The organism is Cryobacterium sp. PH29-G1, from assembly GCF_030063365.1.
Taxonomy (GTDB): Bacteria; Actinomycetota; Actinomycetes; order Actinomycetales; family Microbacteriaceae; genus Cryobacterium.
In genome coordinates this window covers 96,212-112,323 of record NZ_JASISY010000003.1, presented here as the reverse complement: position 1 = coordinate 112,323, position 16,112 = coordinate 96,212, and the positions used below count along the sequence as shown (strand labels likewise).

The window sequence follows — 16,112 nt, the reverse complement described above, 5'->3', positions numbered from 1 at the left end:
TAACGAGCCGGTTGAGAGGCTAGTTGTTGGTGAAACCGACGAGCAGTCCGCCGGTGATTTTGACGCTCAGGTTGTACAGCACGGCGTAGATAGCGCCGAGGGCGGTGATGACGACCATGTTCAGCACGGCCACAACGACCGCGAAGCCCATAACGTTGCCGATGGAGAGGATGGCGGCCAGATCGGCTGATTCTCCCGCAACGGTGGCGTACAGGTCGTCGACCTTGGTCAGTACCTCGGTCTGCACGAGCACCGTGTAGGTCAGAAACGTCGCCACGATCGTGACGATAGCCACGCATACGGCGATCAGGAAGGCCAATTTCACGGCCGACCAGAAGTCGACGTAGACCAATTTAAGACGAACCTGCTTGCTCGTGGTCTTACGCGTGGATTTTTTGGCGAGCTTTTCGGCGACGCTACTCATTCGGTGTCTCTACTTTCCCTGCAATCACGTTCGGAACAGCGCCGTCAGCAGCACTGGCGTCGACGACATCGACCGGTGCATCGGCATCCGCTTCGCCTTCTTCGTCGGTGGCGACCAGATTACGTTCAATGTTTCTCGCGATGGAAATGATTCTGTCTTCGCTCGCAAACTTAGCGAACACAACGCCCATCGTGTCCCGACCCTTGGCCGGAACCTCGGCGACGAACGAGCGTACCACCTTGCCACTGGCAAGAACCACAAGGACCTCGTCCTCGGCGTTCACAATCAACGAACCCACCAAATCGCCGCGGTCATCATTGAGCTTGGCCACCTTGATGCCCAAGCCGCCGCGATTCTGCAGCCGGTACTGGTCAGCAGCGGTGCGCTTGGCGTAGCCGCCTTCAGTGACCACGAAGACGAAACCGTCGTCATTGATAACGGATGCATCGAGCAGGCTGTCCTCGCCGCGGAAGTGCATTCCGATCACGCCGGAGGTACTGCGACCCATTGGGCGCAATGCTTCGTCGGTCGCCGTGAAACGAATCGACATGCCCTTGTGCGAGACCAACAGCAAATCGGAATCGTCTTCAACCAACAGCGCAGACACGAGTTCGTCGCCCTCGCGCAGCTTGATGGCGATGATGCCACCGGTGCGGTTGGTGTCGTATTCGCGCAGCGCGGTCTTCTTGATCAGTCCGTCACGCGTGGCGAGCGTCAGATACTGGGCAACGTCGTAGTCACGAATATCGAGGATCTGCGCGATATCTTCGCCCGGCTGCAGGGCGAGCAGGTTGGCCACGTGCTGGCCCTTGGCATCGCGGCCCGATTCCTGTGCTTCGTAGGCCTTGGCACGGTAGACCCGGCCGGTGTTGGTGAAGAACAGCAGCCAGTGGTGCGTCGTGGTCACGAAGAAATGTTCCACGACGTCGTCGGCGCGCAGCTGGGCGCCCTTGACGCCCTTGCCACCGCGGTGCTGGTTGCGGTAGTTGTCGCTGCGGGTGCGCTTGATGTAGCCGCCGCGGGTGACGGTCACCACCATTTCCTCTTCGGGAATGAGGTCTTCGATCGACATATCGCCGTCGAAGCCGAACATGATCTCGGTGCGGCGGTCGTCACCGAACTTGGCCGTGATTTCAGCCAGTTCCTCGCTGATGATCGTGCGCTGACGTTCGGGGCTGGCCAGAATCGACTTGAATTCCGCGATCTGCAGCTCCAGTTCGGCGGCCTGATCGATGATCTTCTGGCGTTCGAGGGCAGCGAGGCGACGCAACTGCATGGTGAGAATGGCGTCGGCTTGCAGCTTGTCGACGTCGAGCAGGGCCATCAAGCCTTCGCGGGCGTCATCGACGGTGTTGGAGCGGCGAATGAGCGCGATCACGTCGTCGAGGGCATCGAGGGCCTTGAGATAGCCGCGCAGAATGTGGGCATCCGCTTCGGCCTTGTTCAACCGGAATTGGGTGCGCCGAACGATGACCTCGATCTGGTGCGCCACCCAAGCGGCGATGAAGCCGTCAAGGGAAAGCGTGCGCGGCACACCATCGACGATGGCCAGCATGTTGGCGCCGAAATTTTCCTGCAGCTGGGTGTGCTTGTACAGGTTGTTCAGCACAACCTTGGCGACGGCGTCGCGCTTGAGCACGATCACGAGACGCTGGCCGGTTCGACCGCTGGTCTCATCGCGAATGTCCGCGATGCCGGTGATCTTGGCGTCCTTGACCAAGTCCGCGATCTTGATCGCGAGGTTGTCCGGGTTCACCTGGTAGGGCAGTTCGGTGATGACGAGGCAGGTCCGCCCCTGAATTTCTTCGATGCTGACCACGGCCCGCATCGTAATGGAGCCACGCCCGGTGCGGTACGCATCCTGAATGCCCTTGATACCCAGGATCTGGGCGCCGGTGGGAAAGTCCGGTCCCTTGATGCGCGCAATGAGCGCTTCGAGCAGTTCTTCGCGGGTCGCTTCAGGGTTTTCCAAGTACCACTGGGCACCCGCGGCGACCTCGCGCAGGTTGTGCGGCGGAATGTTGGTGGCCATACCAACGGCGATACCCACCGAGCCGTTGACCAGCAGGTTGGGAAAACGAGCCGGCAATACGGTCGGCTCGAGGGTACGGCCGTCGTAGTTGTCCTGAAAGTCGACGGTGTCCTCGTCGATGTCGCGCACCATTTCCAGGGCGAGCGGGGCCATTTTCGTTTCGGTGTATCGCGGCGCAGCAGCGCCGTCGTTACCGGGGGAACCGAAGTTTCCCTGGCCGAGGGCGAGCGGATACCGCAGGCTCCACGGCTGAACGAGACGCACGAGCGCGTCATAGATTGAGGAGTCACCGTGCGGGTGAAACTGCCCCATCACGTCACCGACGACGCGGGCGCACTTGGAGAAAGCCTTGTCCGGACGGTAGCCACCGTCAAACATGGCGTAGATCACTCGACGGTGCACCGGCTTCATGCCGTCACGAACGTCGGGCAGCGCACGACCGACGATCACGCTCATCGCGTAGTCGAGGTAGGAACGCTGCATTTCAAGCTGCAGATCGACCTGGTCGATCTTGCCGTGCTGCACGAGATGGGCAGCGGCAGCAGCGTCGTGCGCGGCCGTCACGTCGGCATCAACCGCGTCGGAGTTGACCGAATCGGAATTTCCCGTGGTGTCATCAGATGTCAAGGAAACGCACGTCCTTCGCGTTTTTCTGGATGAAGTTGCGTCGTGATTCGACGTCTTCACCCATCAGGGTGGAGAAGATTTCGTCGGCGGATGCCGCGTCGTCCAGGGTGACCTGCAGCAGGGTGCGGGATTCGGGGGCCATGGTGGTTTCCCACAACTCCTTGTAGTCCATCTCACCGAGGCCCTTATAGCGCTGAATTCCGTTGTCTTTCGGAATGCGCTTGCCGGCGGCGGCTCCATCGGCCAGGAGCGCGTCACGCTCAGCGTCGGAATACACGTACTGGTGCGGCGAGTTCGTCCACTTGAGGCGATACAGCGGAGGCTGAGCCAGATACACATAGCCGAGGTCGATCAGCGGGCGCATGTACCGGAACAAGAGAGTCAGCAGCAGGGTCGTGATGTGCTGCCCGTCGACATCGGCGTCGGCCATCAAAACGATCTTGTGGTAGCGCACCTTGTCGGGGTTGAACTCTTCGCCGATACCGGCTCCGAAGGCCGTGATCATGGCCTGAACCTCGTTGTTGCCGAGGGCACGGTCCAGCCGGGCCTTCTCAACGTTGAGGATCTTGCCGCGCAGCGGCAGAATCGCCTGGGTTTCAGGATTACGGCCCTGAACGGCGGAGCCGCCGGCCGAGTCACCCTCCACGATGAAGATTTCGGAGATCGAGGGATCCTTGCTCTGGCAGTCCTTGAGCTTGCCCGGCATTCCACCGCCCTCGAGCAGACCCTTGCGACGCGCGGTTTCGCGGGCTTTCCGGGCGGCCATTCGCGCATTCGAAGCCTGCAGCGATTTGCGGATGATTTCGCGGGCCGGGTTCGGGTTGCGGTTGAACCAATCGGTGAGCTGATCGTTGGCAACCTTCTGCACGAAGGACTTCGCCTCGGTGTTGCCCAGCTTGGTCTTGGTTTGACCTTCGAACTGCGGTTCGGCCAGCTTGATCGACACGACCGCGGTCAGCCCCTCACGCACGTCGTCGCCGGTGAGGTTGTCATCCTTGTCTTTCAGGATTCCCTTCTCACGGGCGTATTTGTTCACGAGCGTGGTCAGCGCGGCGCGGAATCCTTCTTCGTGGGTTCCCCCCTCGTGCGTGTTGATCGTGTTGGCGTAGGTGTGCACGCTCTCGGTGTAGGCGGTCGTCCATTGCATGGCCACTTCGAGCGCCATCTTGCGTTCGTGGTCTTCCCACTCGAACGAGATGATCTCATCGTTGACGAGGTCGGCCTTCTTCGCGCGGTTGAGGTATTCGACGTAGTCGACGAGCCCCTGGTCGTATTTGAAGGTATTGCTGATGGCTTTACCCTCGTCGGTGCGGTGCGCATCGCGCTCGTCGGTGAGGGTGAGCCGCAGGCCCTTGTTGAGAAAGCCCATCTGCTGAAAACGCGCGCGCAGGGTTTCGTAGTCGAAGTCGATCGTCTCAAACGTTTCCGCACTCGGCCAGAAGGTAATCGTCGTACCGGTTTCGTCGCTCGCTTCGCCCTTTTCGAGAGGAGCGTTGGGAACACCGTTGGCGAAACTCTGCCGCCAGACAAAGCCCTGTCGACGAACCTCCACCTCGAGGCGGCTCGACAGCGCGTTAACGACGGAGCTTCCCACGCCGTGCAGTCCACCGGAAACGGAATATCCGCCGCCGCCAAATTTGCCGCCGGCGTGCAGCACGGTCAGCACGACCTCAACGGTTGAGCGTCCCTCAGCCTTGTGGATGTCGACGGGAATGCCACGGCCGTTGTCTTCGACACGAATCGCGCCGTCGGCGAGAATACGAATGTCGATGGTGTCGCAGTGTCCGGCCAGAGCCTCATCGACGGAGTTGTCAACGATCTCATAGACGAGGTGGTGCAGTCCGCGCGGTCCAGTGGACCCGATATACATTCCGGGTCGCTTGCGAACGGCTTCCAGGCCTTCAAGCACCTGGATATCGTCGGCACCGTATTCGTGCTCCGGCTCCCGCTCCGCCTCGACTGGGGATATATCTGGGGACGTGCGTTCGGGCGTCGGTTCAACTGTCATCTGAAATTAGGCTCCTGACCATCGCACGGGCGACCATTCAGTCTACCAAACAGGGGGAGCTGAACCGGCCACAATCGCCGGTTGACGCGTTTATTTCAAGGGGTTGACCTTAAATGCTGGGTCACCCGTAGGTATCGCGCGGACCACGCCCTGGAATTGATCTGGGGCCCTTTTTCCAGGACGGTGCGTTAGGGCCCTGGAAACGAATCGACTGGATGCCCGCGTCTGGGTAGCGATTGGCGATGTGTTCCATGATGACGTTGCGCATAAGTCGCAACTGGGTGGCCCAGGCCGTAGATTCACAGTGCACGGTGAGCACTCCGTCATCGATACCGGCCGGGGTCGAATGATTGGCCGTTTCCGCACCGGCCAATTCCGACCACGACGCCAGAAGCTCGGACTGGGCCAACGGAGAATTCCACCCCAGCTGCATGGTGAGCGAGTTGATCGTGTCGCCCAATCCACGCGGGTCCCGTCCGATTCCAAACGGAACGCTCGAGCCGGCTGCCGGCGCAATCCGCTTGCGACCGCGTGATCGACGCGCGTTGGGATCGCCGAAAATGTGCTTGAACCGCAGGTATACCTGTGCCGCTTCACTGCCGTGTGATTCCATCGAATCGTCGTCGGGCGTTGTTTCACGTGGAACAATCTCGTCAGGCATCGACGACCGCTCCGGCGTGGATATGAATCGTATGTGCGACGAGCGCCTTGGGAATGTCTTCGAGTACGGCAGCCGTAATCAGGACCTGTTCGAACGACCCGATCGCGGTAGCCAACCGAGCACGACGGTCCAGATCCAGCTCGGCGAAAACGTCATCCAGAATGAGGACCGGGTCACCACTGGCGGAGTCTTGACGCAAGAGTTGAGCGGATGCCAGTTTCAACGACAGCGCGAACGACCACGATTCCCCGTGGCTGGCATATCCCTTGGCAGGTAAGGCATTGAGCATGAAGACCAGGTCATCGCGGTGCGGGCCGGCGAGGGTGATGCCGCGCTCCAGCTCCCGTTTTCGCAATCCGACCAGAGCAGTGCGAAAGATTTCGTTGGTAGCGGATTCCACCGATTGTGACGCCTCCTGCGGGGCCGGGGCCGCAACGACGCCGAGGTCGGCATCTTCGTCGGCACCGAGAATGCTCAGACTCGCCACCAACGCGGGGCCATGATCCTCATTCACCACGGCCCGATAGGCCGCGCGCAACGGTTCACCGAGCGCGGCAACAAGTTTGGCGCGTTCGTCGATGATTTCCGAACCGAACTCCACCAAACGTTCGTCCCAGATTTCGAGAGTCGAGAGTTGGTTACCGCGAACCCCCGAGGCTCTGGCCGATTTCAGCAGGGTATTGCGTTGTTTGAGCACCCGGTCGTAATCACTGAGCACGGCGGCGAGGCGCGGGGTGCGCAGTACCAGGAGCTGATCGAGAAACTTGCGGCGCCCCGAGGGATCCCCGCGCACGAGGGCGAGATCCTCCGGTGCAAAGACCACACTCGAAAAATAACGGGGAAGGTCCCGGGTCTTGATGACGGACCGATTGACCTGCGCCCGGTTCTGTCCGGCACGGTTGAGCTGAACCTCGGCGAGGATATCCCGGCCGTTGTATTCCAGCCGGGCCCGAATGATTCCGGAATCCTGGCCGGCCCGAATCATGGCCTTGTCGGTGGAGACCCGGTGCGATCCCAGCGTGCTGAGAAAACCGAGGGCCTCGACCAGGTTGGTTTTTCCCTGCCCGTTGCGCCCGACTATGAGATTCGGGCCGGGAACGAACCCGACCTCGGCACCCGCGTAATTGCGAAAGTCGGTCAGTGAGAGGTGGGTGACCCGCACCGTCGTTAGCGCAGCAGCAGGTTGGGCTGAAGCAGATACTTATAGCTGTCGGCTCCGGCCTGCTCGCGTGAGGTCTGGCTGGTGATCAACACCGGCCCTGGCTTGTTCGGGTTTTCCGTTTTCGTGAAGGAGATACGCACGAATTCTGAATGCACGGCGCTGAGCCCATCAAGCAGGAACTGCGGCTTCAGCGAGACGACGGTCTCAGTGCCGGAGAGGATCGCATCGATGGTTTCCGACGCCTGGGCTTGTTCTGAGCCGACCGCTTCGAGGGTGACCCCATCGGTGGCGAACGTGAAACGCAGGGCAGCTTCGCGTTCCAACACGAGCTGAACTCGGCGGGTGGCTTCGATCAGATCGGCCGTGTTCATCACCGCGTAGTTATCAACGGCGGTGGGGAACAAGCGGCGGACCGGCGGAAAGTTGCCCTTGATCAGCAGTGAAGTGACGGTCTTCTTATTCGCGGTGAAAGCAATCAGCTCGCGGTCATCGCTGTTCGTGATGGAGACCGAGATGGTGCCACTGTGGCCGAACGTCTTGCCCACTTCCTGCAGGGTACGCGCCGGCACGAGCGCGGTGATCGTTCCCTCGGCGGGATTGCTGCCCGGATCCCAATCGATTTCCCGAACCGCGACGCGGTAACGGTCGGTGGCCACCAGGCTCAGGCTGTTTTCGGTGACCTCGAGTTGCACGCCGGTGATGACCGGAGTGACGTCGTCGCGTGACGCCGCAACGGCGACCTGAGCGACAGCGGCGGCGAATTCGGCGGCCGGCACTAATCCCGATTGCGTGCTGACCTGCGGAATGCTGGGATATTCCTCAACGGGCATAGACAGCAGGGTGAAGCTTGCCGAACCACAGCTGACCTTGATGCGGGAGTTCTCCGTGGAAAAGCGCACCGGCGCGTTGGGAAGACGGCTGGCGATTTCGGCCAGAAGCCGGCCGGAGACGAGAATTTTGCCGGTTTCTTCAACTTCGGCAACGATCTCGGTTTGAGCCGATACCTCGTAGTCGAATGACGAGAGGATCAAGCCCGTTTCTGTGGCTTCGATGAGCACACCGCTCAGGATGGGCAGGGTGGTTCGTTGGGGCAGTAGCTTGACCGCGAAGGAAACTGCTTCGCTGAAGACATCCCGATTGGCTTGAAATCTCACGATGTCATTCCTTCGCGTATTGGCGGTTGGTTGGGCCTCAATGCTAGCTGTCTTCACCGGACGGTTCGTTACCGCATGGGCGTGGGGGCCCTGGCACCCAAGGTTGTCGGCTAGATCCAGTTAAAGAATTCTTGTTAATCTTCTTAACCGTTGTGGAAACTGTGGATAACTCTGTGAAAACCGCTGAGGCATTGGGAACTACACGTTTGTAAGTTGTGGGCGAGTTGTGGAAGTTTGTCATTCGTTTGAGCAACTCGAACTCTTGGTAATTACAAGTTTCTACAGGCCGGCCCGGAGTTTCAACAGGTAGAGCCACGTTGTGGGAGTTAATTCCACAGGGTTATCCACAGGTGTGAAAACTAAAAAAATTTTGGCCCCTCCGGGTCAAAACCTGTCTCAACACGTTGAAACCGGTGAAAACTTCCGGAGGGGCCGCGAATTTTAACACACGGGCAGACGTCTGTGCCCTACTTATAGCGATGGTCCTGCTTGATGCGGTTGGTGAGCTCGGTGACCTGGTTATAGATGGACCGCCGCTCCTTCATGAGTTCGCTGATCTTCTTATTCGCGTACATCACGGTCGTATGGTCCCGGTTGCCGAACAGCTGCCCGATCTTCGGAAGAGACAGATTCGTCAGCTCCCGGCACAGGTACATGGCGATTTGGCGCGCTGTGGCGATGGCTTGGGAACGGCTGGATCCGTACAGGTCATCCACGGATAGCTTGAAGTAATTAGCCGTGTTGGTGATGATGTCCACCGGTGCGATGACGTTATCTTCATCGAGGGTGATGAGGTCTTTGAGCACCGTTTGCACCAGGTCCATGTCCACCGGAGTGCGATTCAAGCTTGCGAACGCAGTGACCCGAATGAGAGTTCCCTCCAACTCTCGAATATTCGAGGACACCTTTGAGGCCATGAACTCAAGAATGTCGTGAGGCACCTGCAGCTTTTCGCTCTGCGCCTTCTTGCGCAGGATAGCGATCCGCGTCTCCAGGTCGGGAGCCTGAACATCCGTGATGAGACCCCATTCAAATCGGCTGCGCATACGGTCTTCGAAGCCGGTGAGATGTTTGGGCGGCAGGTCGCTGGTGATAACCACCTGCTTGTTGTGGTCGTGCAGGGTGTTGAAGGTGTGGAAAAAGGCTTCCTGGGTCTCCGCCTTGTTCTGCAGAAACTGGATGTCGTCAATCATCAGGATGTCGATATTGCGATAGCGCGCCTGGAAGGCTGCGCCACGGTTGTTCGCTATGGAGTTGATGAAGTCGTTTGTGAACTCTTCAGAACTGACGTACCGCACCCGGATCCCTGGGTACAGGCTCATGGCGTAGTGGCCGATTGCGTGCAGCAGGTGAGTTTTACCCAAACCTGAGGATCCATACACGAACAGGGGGTTGTACGCCTTGGCCGGGGCTTCGGCCACGGCCACGGCCGCAGCATGAGCGAACCGGTTCGACTGTCCGATAACGAAGTTGTCAAAACTGTACTTGGGGTTCAGTCGGGTTTCATGGGGCTGCGCGGGCACGGCTCCTTCGAAAACCGACTGTGGAGGCGCCGGCGTGATGATGTCGGGTGGCGTCAGGGTTTGCTGCACCGGACGCAACGACTCTTGCTCGAGCTCCGGGTTGACCACCACATAGAACGTCGACACCGCGGTGGGCTCATCGAGCTGGCCCATGGCAGTGAGTAGAGGAACCCGCATCCGCTGGTTGAGCATACTCGCCGTGAACTCATTGGGCACCTCGAGATAGAAGGTGCCGGCGGCGATGCCTTTGGGTTCAACCAGACTGAGGAACCCGTAGAGCATGGGGGTGATGGTCGCGTCGGATTCCAACGTGGTCAGAACGGATCGCCAAGTTTGGGCTATCGGCGTTTCAACGTCTGCCATGGTTCCTACAATCTGTGAATTTGGTCTATTACTGTGCGGACGGCGCAGGGCGACGGTGGTCCGGTCTGATCTTTCGACCCGCTGCCGTCCCCGGGCCCGCACGAGGCGTGTCGCCATGGTCCGGGTTCGAGAGCCATCGTTAAAGTTATCCACCGCTTGTGTATAAAAGCGGCTGAACTCTCAGGTTGATGCCACCAACCTGTGGATAACTTGTCTTTACGGTAGTCAATCCCGCTCAGTGAGGCGAATTCAACCATGACCTGCCTTCTCTGATCGGTATCTGTGATGGAGTCATTATTGTGGAGAATCACCCGATTCGGGGGTTGAGTTTGACCAGACGTGGCCGAGGCCGTAGTTTTAATCAGTTGACCCCATCCCGCGGGCTTCCAACTTCTGTGCGCGCTGCTGTTCTGGCCGAGGGGAACTTGGCCGGCGGTGATTCAAATACGTGGAGATTGAACTATGAGCAAGAGAACCTTCCAGCCGAACAACCGTCGTCGCGCCAAGGTGCACGGCTTCCGCCTGCGCATGCGTACCCGTGCGGGCCGCGCCATCCTCGGTGCTCGCCGTCGCAAGGGTCGCACCGAACTCTCCGCGTAAGTTCTCGTGGTCGCCAGGTTCTCGTGCTCGCTCACGTAAATCGCATTACGAGCGGCAGCGACTATCAAGGCGTCGTTCGGCGTGGTGTGCGGATCGTTGGTGCGCACACCGTTCTGTATGTACGAAAGAACTCTGCGTCAGAGTCGGATACCGTGGGTATCCCGGCCCGTTTTGGTTTCATTGTCGCAAAGAATGTGGGTGACGCCGTGAGGCGCAATCTCGTTCGTCGCCGCCTCAAGGCGGTTACGTTCGACCTGCTTTCCCTGGTGCCGGCCGGAACGGATGTCGTGATCCGCGCTTTGCCGAGCGCGCGCGCTGCGACGTGGCAGACGATGCACGACGAAGTTCAGCGTGCTCTCTCCCGCCCGCTACCGGTGCGAAAGGGCAGTACGGGCCGATGAACCCGATCATTGCGACGATTATTCTGATACCCCGCAACGTGGGTGTCCTGATTCTTCGCGTGTACCGGGCCGTGATTTCTCCGCTCTACGGGGATGTCTGTCGGTTTTATCCGTCTTGCTCGGCGTATGCGCTGGGAGCCGTTCAGGAACACGGACTAGCGTGGGGGTCTGCCCTCGCTGCGCGCAGACTGAGCCATTGTCATCCGTGGTCTGACGGCGGAATTGATGATGTACCTCTCAAAAGCAAACGTCGCTTTCGATTGACGAAGTTCGGTTTTGTTGTCCCACCTAGCCACGGAAAGGGCTAACCCACAGTATGGACCTCATAGGTACGATCCTCTGGCCTCTGAAATGGGTGGTCGAGCTGCTGCTCGTCTCCTTCCACTCCCTGTTCTCGCAGATGGGAATGGGCTACAACGACGGCATCACCTGGGTGTTGTCGATCGTTGGCCTCGTCATGGTCGTGCGTGCCGCGCTCATCCCCATCTTCGTGCGGCAAATTAAAAGCCAGCGCAAGATGCTGGAAGTTGCTCCGCAGCTGAAGAAGATCCAGGACAAATACAAGGGCAAGAAAGATCAATTCTCGCGTGAGGCCATGTCCCGCGAGACCATGGCCATGTACAAGAAGACGGGTACCAACCCGCTGAGTTCGTGCCTTCCCTTGCTGCTGCAGATGCCCATCTTCTTCGCGCTGTTCTCGGTGCTGAACGATGCTCAGCACCTTAAAGCCGGCGTCGGACTGCTCGATATAACGCGTGCCCAGAGCTTTGGTAACGCCAAGCTGTTCGGTGAGGCACCACTGAGCGACTCGTTCGCGTCGCAGTGGACGCTCATGCAGGCAGGTGACCCGTTCAGCTCGGCCGTGATGATCATCGCCGCCACCATGGTCGTCCTGATGACCGCGTCGCAGTTCATTACGCAGCTGCAGATCGTCTCCAAGAACATGTCGCCGGAGACCAAGGCGAGCCCCATGTTCAAGCAGCAGCGCATCATGCTCTACCTGCTCCCCCTGGTCTTCGCCTTCTCCGGTGTCGCGTTCCCGCTCGGCGTCATGTTCTACTGGCTCACCTCAAACTTCTGGACCATGATTCAGCAGTTCCTGGTTATTCGGAACATGCCGACGCCCGGCAGTGAAGCCGCCAAGGCTCGCGAAGAGCGTCTGGCCCGCAAGGGCAAGCTCATCGGGACCGATGGTGACATCATTGTGGTCGAGGAGCCCCCCAAGCCGGCACAGCGTCAGCAGCCGGTCGGCAAGGCCCGCGCCAAGAAGCAAACCGGCCCGAAGAAGTAGTGGAGATCACCGTGACGGAAAAGACCAGCCTCACCGAGGTCAGCCCCGAGCCGAGCGCCAACTCGGCGCCCGGTGCCACCAGCCCTGTTCCCACTCCCGTTGCCGCACCGGATGCCGCCTCCCCCGCAGCCCCGGAAACACACAGTGCCAGCGAGGCCCCGCTCACGACAGACCAGCTCGAGCGTGAAGGCGATATCGCGGCGGACTACATCGAGGAATTTCTTGATATCTGCGACTTGGACGGTGACATCGACATTGATGCCCGAAACGGCCGCGCCTACCTGTCGGTGAAGGCCTCTGACGCTGACAATTTGCGCGTGCTCTCCAAGCCGGAAACAGTCAACGCCCTGCAGGAACTGACCCGCCTCGCCGTGCAAAACAAGACGGGTTCGTTCTCACGCCTGATCTTGGACATCGGCGGGTCGCGAGAGGTGCGCGAAGCGGAACTGGCCGCTCTCGTGGCGCGCGCCATTGAACGCATTGTGGGTGGCGCCACCGAGGCCGACCTGCCCGCAATGTCCTCCTACGAGCGCAAACTCGTGCACGACATCGTGGCCGCGAGCGGTGGCTACCGATCCGAGTCCTCCGGCGAGGGTCGCGACCGTCACACCGTTATCACCGCAGCGTAGCCTGGCCGATCATGTCGGAATCTGTCAGATCAGCGTCAAACATGCCTGAGCCCACTCGGGCCGAGGCTGTCACCGAAACGCCGGCGGCGGCTGAGTTGGAACTGGAACCGGCCGCTGCAGCCGAGTTGTTCGGTTCTCAGATCGACGTCATACGTGCTTTCACAAGTAATTTGGCTGATCAGGGCGAAATTCGAGGCCTGATTGGGCCATTGGAACTCCCCCGACTCTGGTCCCGTCATATTCTCAACTGTGCCATCGTGGCGCCACTCTTGCGTCCGGGTGTCGTGGGTGACGTCGGCTCCGGCGCTGGATTGCCGGGCCTGGTTTTAGCCATTGCCCGACCCGACGTCAATTTTGTGCTGATCGAACCGATGGAGCGACGCGTGGCCTGGCTGAACGACCAGGTCGACGCCCTGCATTTGACGAATGTCACCGTGGTGCGTGCGCGTGCCGAGGATGCCCGGCTGACGCACCCGCTCGACCAGGTCACGGCGCGCGCCGTCAGCGCGTTCAGCAAGCTCATTCCCCTGACCGCCCCGCTGGTACGAACCGGCGGAGAGCTCATTCTCATGAAGGGTGAGGGCGCCCAGCGCGAAGTCGATGCTGCCACGAAGCCCATTCGCAAGTATCGCTTGAGCGATATCGAGGTCATTACCCTCGGTACGGGCGTGCTGCCGGAGGTAACCCGGGTCATCCGGGCTACAGTGGACTAGTCCCGGATGTCACCGTATTTGGTGTTCGGGAGTCCCTTTCGGGTGGCTCATCAACCGTCGAGCGTAAAGGTTTCACGTGAAACATCCTGCTGAGAATCAGCGCGTAGGTAAGGCGGCAGGGTTCGACGGCACCACGCCGCTCGCCCGCGAAGTCGCCGAATTGACGCGGCGTCGTCAGGTAATCGCTGCAGGCGACCTGCCCAAGCCTGAAAAGACCCGGGTTCTCACGATCTCCAACCAAAAGGGCGGGGTCGGCAAGACCACTACCGCGGTGAATCTTGCCGCTGCACTGGCCCGGCAGGGCGCCCGAGTGCTGGTCATCGACCTGGACCCACAAGGCAACGCCTCGACCGCTCTGGGTGTCGAGCACCGTGCCGAGACTCCCAGCGTGTATGACGTCATTATCAATGACATGCCCATGGATGAGGTGGTGCAGAAGAGCCCCGAGTTCGGTGCCCTATTCTGCGTGCCGGCCACCATTCATCTGGCCGGTGCCGAGATTGAGTTGGTGTCAATGGTGGCGCGGGAGCAGCGTCTTCGCCGGGCCCTGGACCTGTACCTGGCTGAGATGGCCGACCCCTTTGACTATGTGTTCATCGACTGCCCGCCGTCCCTCGGTCTGTTGACCATCAATGCCTTCGTCGCTGCGCGCGAGGTTCTCATTCCCATCCAGTGCGAGTACTACGCTCTGGAAGGGCTGAGTCAGCTGCTCAAAAACATCGCCCTCATTGAGAAGCACCTCAATCCGGACCTGTCCGTATCGACGATTTTGCTGACCATGTACGACAGCCGTACCAATTTGGCAACGCAGGTTGCCAAGGAAGTGCGTGATCACTTCCCCAAAGAGGTCTTAAACACGGCAATTCCACGTTCTGTGCGCGTTTCTGAGGCGCCCAGCTACGGTCAGAGCGTCGTGAGCTACGACCTGAACTCCGCAGGATCGCTCTCCTACCTCGAAGCAGCAGCAGAAATGGCCCATCGTGGGGCACCCCGAACAGGAGAACAGCAGTAATGGCGAAAAGAACCGGCCTTGGCCGTGGTATCGGCGCACTCATTCCAGTACAGGAGAATGCCTCGGCCCCTCGTCCCGTCGATGTTTTCTTTCCGCGAACGGTTGTCGTCGAAGCGGATGACTCCCCCGAGCTCGTTCCCGTTCCGGGCGCCCGCCTGGCTCACCTGAATCCCCAGGATATTGTTCCCAACCGGGCTCAGCCGCGCACCATTTTCGACGAGGACGACCTCGCCGAACTCGTGCACAGCATTCGTGAAGTTGGGGTGCTGCAGCCCATAGTGGTGCGCCCGTTGCCGGATGAACCTGGCAAGTATGAGCTCGTCATGGGCGAACGTCGGCTGCGCGCGACCAAAGTCGTCGGGCTGGATAGCATTCCCGCCGTCGTGCGTGAGACCGCTGATGTGGACATGCTGCGCGACGCGCTGTTGGAGAACCTGCACCGCGCCCAGCTGAATCCCCTTGAAGAAGCATCCGCGTATCAGCAACTGTTGGCGGACTTCGGGATCACCCAGGAAGAGCTTGCGAACCGCATCGGTCGGTCGCGGCCGCAGATCACTAACACGCTGCGTTTGCTCAAACTGCCGGAAGCCGTGCAATTACGGGTCGCGGCGGGGGTGCTCTCGGCCGGCCATGCGCGGGCGATTCTTTCGGTGGGTGATCTCGCGGGCATGCTGCGCCTGGCGGACAAGATTGTTGAGCAAGACCTTTCAGTGCGTGCCGCCGAGGCCGCGGCGACCGCGGTGCCGAAAATGCCCGCGGCAAAACCACTTCCGGGGCGACGTCAAGGACACCTCGATGAGATCGCGGAGCACTTGGGTGATCGATTGGATACCCGCGTGAAAATCAATCTTGGGGCAAGAAAAGGCCAGATCACAGTCGATTTCGCGACAATTGGCGACCTGAACCGCATCCTGACAGTGCTCGGCGAGCCCGGCTTTAGCGCCAACTAGTTCGACTTTTCCGCCCAGCTCTCTGCACTGTTTCACGTGAAACGTTGATGCAAAATAGGCGCCGAAGATTGTCGTCGAACTGGGACTGACCTATGCGCGCTGATGGTCGATAGGTGCAGTCGACAGGTGCTGTCGACCGGTTCAGTGAGCGCCGGGTCGCGCGGTGGCGGCGCTGTGCTCCGGTGTTTCACGTGAAACACGCGTCTGAGCTGATCGACGTCACTGCCGATTGTCGGGTCGACGGTGTATCGGTCACCCCGTTTACGGAGGCAACTGCTCACGTACGCAACTGCTCACGTACGCAACTACTCAGGTACGCAACTGGGCGCTCAGCTGCCTGAACGACGACAACGAACAGACCCGGGAAGTCTGGCTCGTTGACGCTGCGGCCTGGGGCTCATCCGTTCGGTGCGTGCCCGAGTGCCGGGATATCCATGAAGGGATATCCGTGAAGGGATATCCGTGAAGGGAAATCAGCACAGCCATAGGGTTTCACGTGAAACATTGAGCCGGGGCCGGAGCGCACTCGATGGAGGCGGTGCGATCTCCCGCGGGCGTGTGC

15 protein-coding genes are annotated in these 16,112 nt (G+C 60.1%); 8 read left to right on the top strand and 7 right to left on the bottom strand.

What is annotated here, in order from left to right; translation table 11 throughout:
* Nucleotides 1-19: 19 nt before the first annotated feature.
* The 7 genes from QMK22_RS05210 to dnaA all read right to left on the bottom strand — a co-directional run bounded on the left by QMK22_RS05210 (nucleotide 20) and on the right by dnaA (nucleotide 9,954).
* On the bottom strand, nucleotides 20-424 hold the full coding sequence (locus QMK22_RS05210; RefSeq protein WP_283496565.1) for a DUF3566 domain-containing protein: 405 nt from the start codon (nucleotides 422-424) through the stop codon (nucleotides 20-22).
* Nucleotides 417-3,020, bottom strand: a complete 2,604-nt coding sequence (gyrA, locus tag QMK22_RS05205) for a DNA gyrase subunit A (RefSeq protein WP_283496802.1) — start codon at nucleotides 3,018-3,020, stop codon at nucleotides 417-419. Before gyrA ends, QMK22_RS05210 begins: the two co-directional genes overlap by 8 nt.
* 52 nt (nucleotides 3,021-3,072) lie before the next feature.
* Entirely contained in the window at nucleotides 3,073-5,091 is a 2,019-nt protein-coding gene (gyrB, locus tag QMK22_RS05200) for a DNA topoisomerase (ATP-hydrolyzing) subunit B (protein WP_283496564.1), read from the bottom strand.
* A gap of 121 nt (nucleotides 5,092-5,212) precedes the next feature.
* On the bottom strand, nucleotides 5,213-5,752 hold the full coding sequence (locus QMK22_RS05195) for a DciA family protein (protein ID WP_502857101.1): 540 nt from the start codon (nucleotides 5,750-5,752) through the stop codon (nucleotides 5,213-5,215).
* Nucleotides 5,745-6,914 (bottom strand): DNA replication/repair protein RecF, encoded by a 1,170-nt coding sequence (gene recF, locus QMK22_RS05190; RefSeq protein ID WP_283496563.1) that lies wholly within the window; start codon nucleotides 6,912-6,914, stop codon nucleotides 5,745-5,747. Before recF ends, QMK22_RS05195 begins: the two co-directional genes overlap by 8 nt.
* A 5-nt stretch (nucleotides 6,915-6,919) precedes the next feature.
* Nucleotides 6,920-8,068, bottom strand: coding sequence for a DNA polymerase III subunit beta (gene dnaN / locus QMK22_RS05185; RefSeq protein ID WP_283496562.1), 1,149 nt, complete (start codon nucleotides 8,066-8,068; stop codon nucleotides 6,920-6,922).
* A gap of 467 nt (nucleotides 8,069-8,535) precedes the next feature.
* Nucleotides 8,536-9,954, bottom strand: a complete 1,419-nt coding sequence (gene dnaA / locus QMK22_RS05180) for a chromosomal replication initiator protein DnaA (protein WP_283496561.1) — start codon at nucleotides 9,952-9,954, stop codon at nucleotides 8,536-8,538.
* A gap of 462 nt (nucleotides 9,955-10,416) precedes the next feature.
* On the opposite strand from dnaA, the gene rpmH reads away from it, so the two are divergent.
* The 8 genes from rpmH to QMK22_RS05140 all read left to right on the top strand — a co-directional run bounded on the left by rpmH (nucleotide 10,417) and on the right by QMK22_RS05140 (nucleotide 15,550).
* Nucleotides 10,417-10,554 (top strand): 50S ribosomal protein L34, encoded by a 138-nt coding sequence (rpmH, locus tag QMK22_RS05175; protein ID WP_010204566.1) that lies wholly within the window; start codon nucleotides 10,417-10,419, stop codon nucleotides 10,552-10,554.
* Between the two features lie 23 nt (nucleotides 10,555-10,577).
* Nucleotides 10,578-10,955 carry a ribonuclease P protein component gene (rnpA, locus tag QMK22_RS05170; RefSeq protein WP_283496560.1) on the top strand — a complete coding sequence of 126 codons (378 nt, stop codon included), beginning with the start codon at nucleotides 10,578-10,580 and terminating at the stop codon, nucleotides 10,953-10,955.
* The gene (yidD, locus tag QMK22_RS05165) at nucleotides 10,952-11,263 is read left to right on the top strand and encodes a membrane protein insertion efficiency factor YidD (protein ID WP_283496559.1); all 312 of its coding nucleotides are present in this window, start codon (nucleotides 10,952-10,954) and stop codon (nucleotides 11,261-11,263) included. Before rnpA ends, yidD begins: the two co-directional genes overlap by 4 nt.
* Nucleotides 11,264-11,271: 8 nt before the next feature.
* Nucleotides 11,272-12,246 carry a membrane protein insertase YidC gene (gene yidC, locus QMK22_RS05160; protein ID WP_283496558.1) on the top strand — a complete coding sequence of 325 codons (975 nt, stop codon included), beginning with the start codon at nucleotides 11,272-11,274 and terminating at the stop codon, nucleotides 12,244-12,246.
* Between the two features lie 11 nt (nucleotides 12,247-12,257).
* Entirely contained in the window at nucleotides 12,258-12,875 is a 618-nt protein-coding gene (locus QMK22_RS05155) for a Jag family protein (protein ID WP_283496557.1), read from the top strand.
* A gap of 41 nt (nucleotides 12,876-12,916) precedes the next feature.
* Nucleotides 12,917-13,588: a 16S rRNA (guanine(527)-N(7))-methyltransferase RsmG gene (gene rsmG, locus QMK22_RS05150; protein WP_283496556.1), complete on the top strand. Its 672-nt coding sequence runs from the start codon at nucleotides 12,917-12,919 to the stop codon at nucleotides 13,586-13,588.
* A gap of 76 nt (nucleotides 13,589-13,664) precedes the next feature.
* Nucleotides 13,665-14,600 carry a ParA family protein gene (locus tag QMK22_RS05145; RefSeq protein WP_283496555.1) on the top strand — a complete coding sequence of 312 codons (936 nt, stop codon included), beginning with the start codon at nucleotides 13,665-13,667 and terminating at the stop codon, nucleotides 14,598-14,600.
* Nucleotides 14,600-15,550, top strand: a complete 951-nt coding sequence (locus tag QMK22_RS05140) for a ParB/RepB/Spo0J family partition protein (RefSeq protein WP_283496554.1) — start codon at nucleotides 14,600-14,602, stop codon at nucleotides 15,548-15,550. The genes QMK22_RS05145 and QMK22_RS05140 overlap by 1 nt, the downstream gene beginning before the upstream one ends.
* The last annotated feature ends 562 nt before the right edge of the window (nucleotides 15,551-16,112 follow it).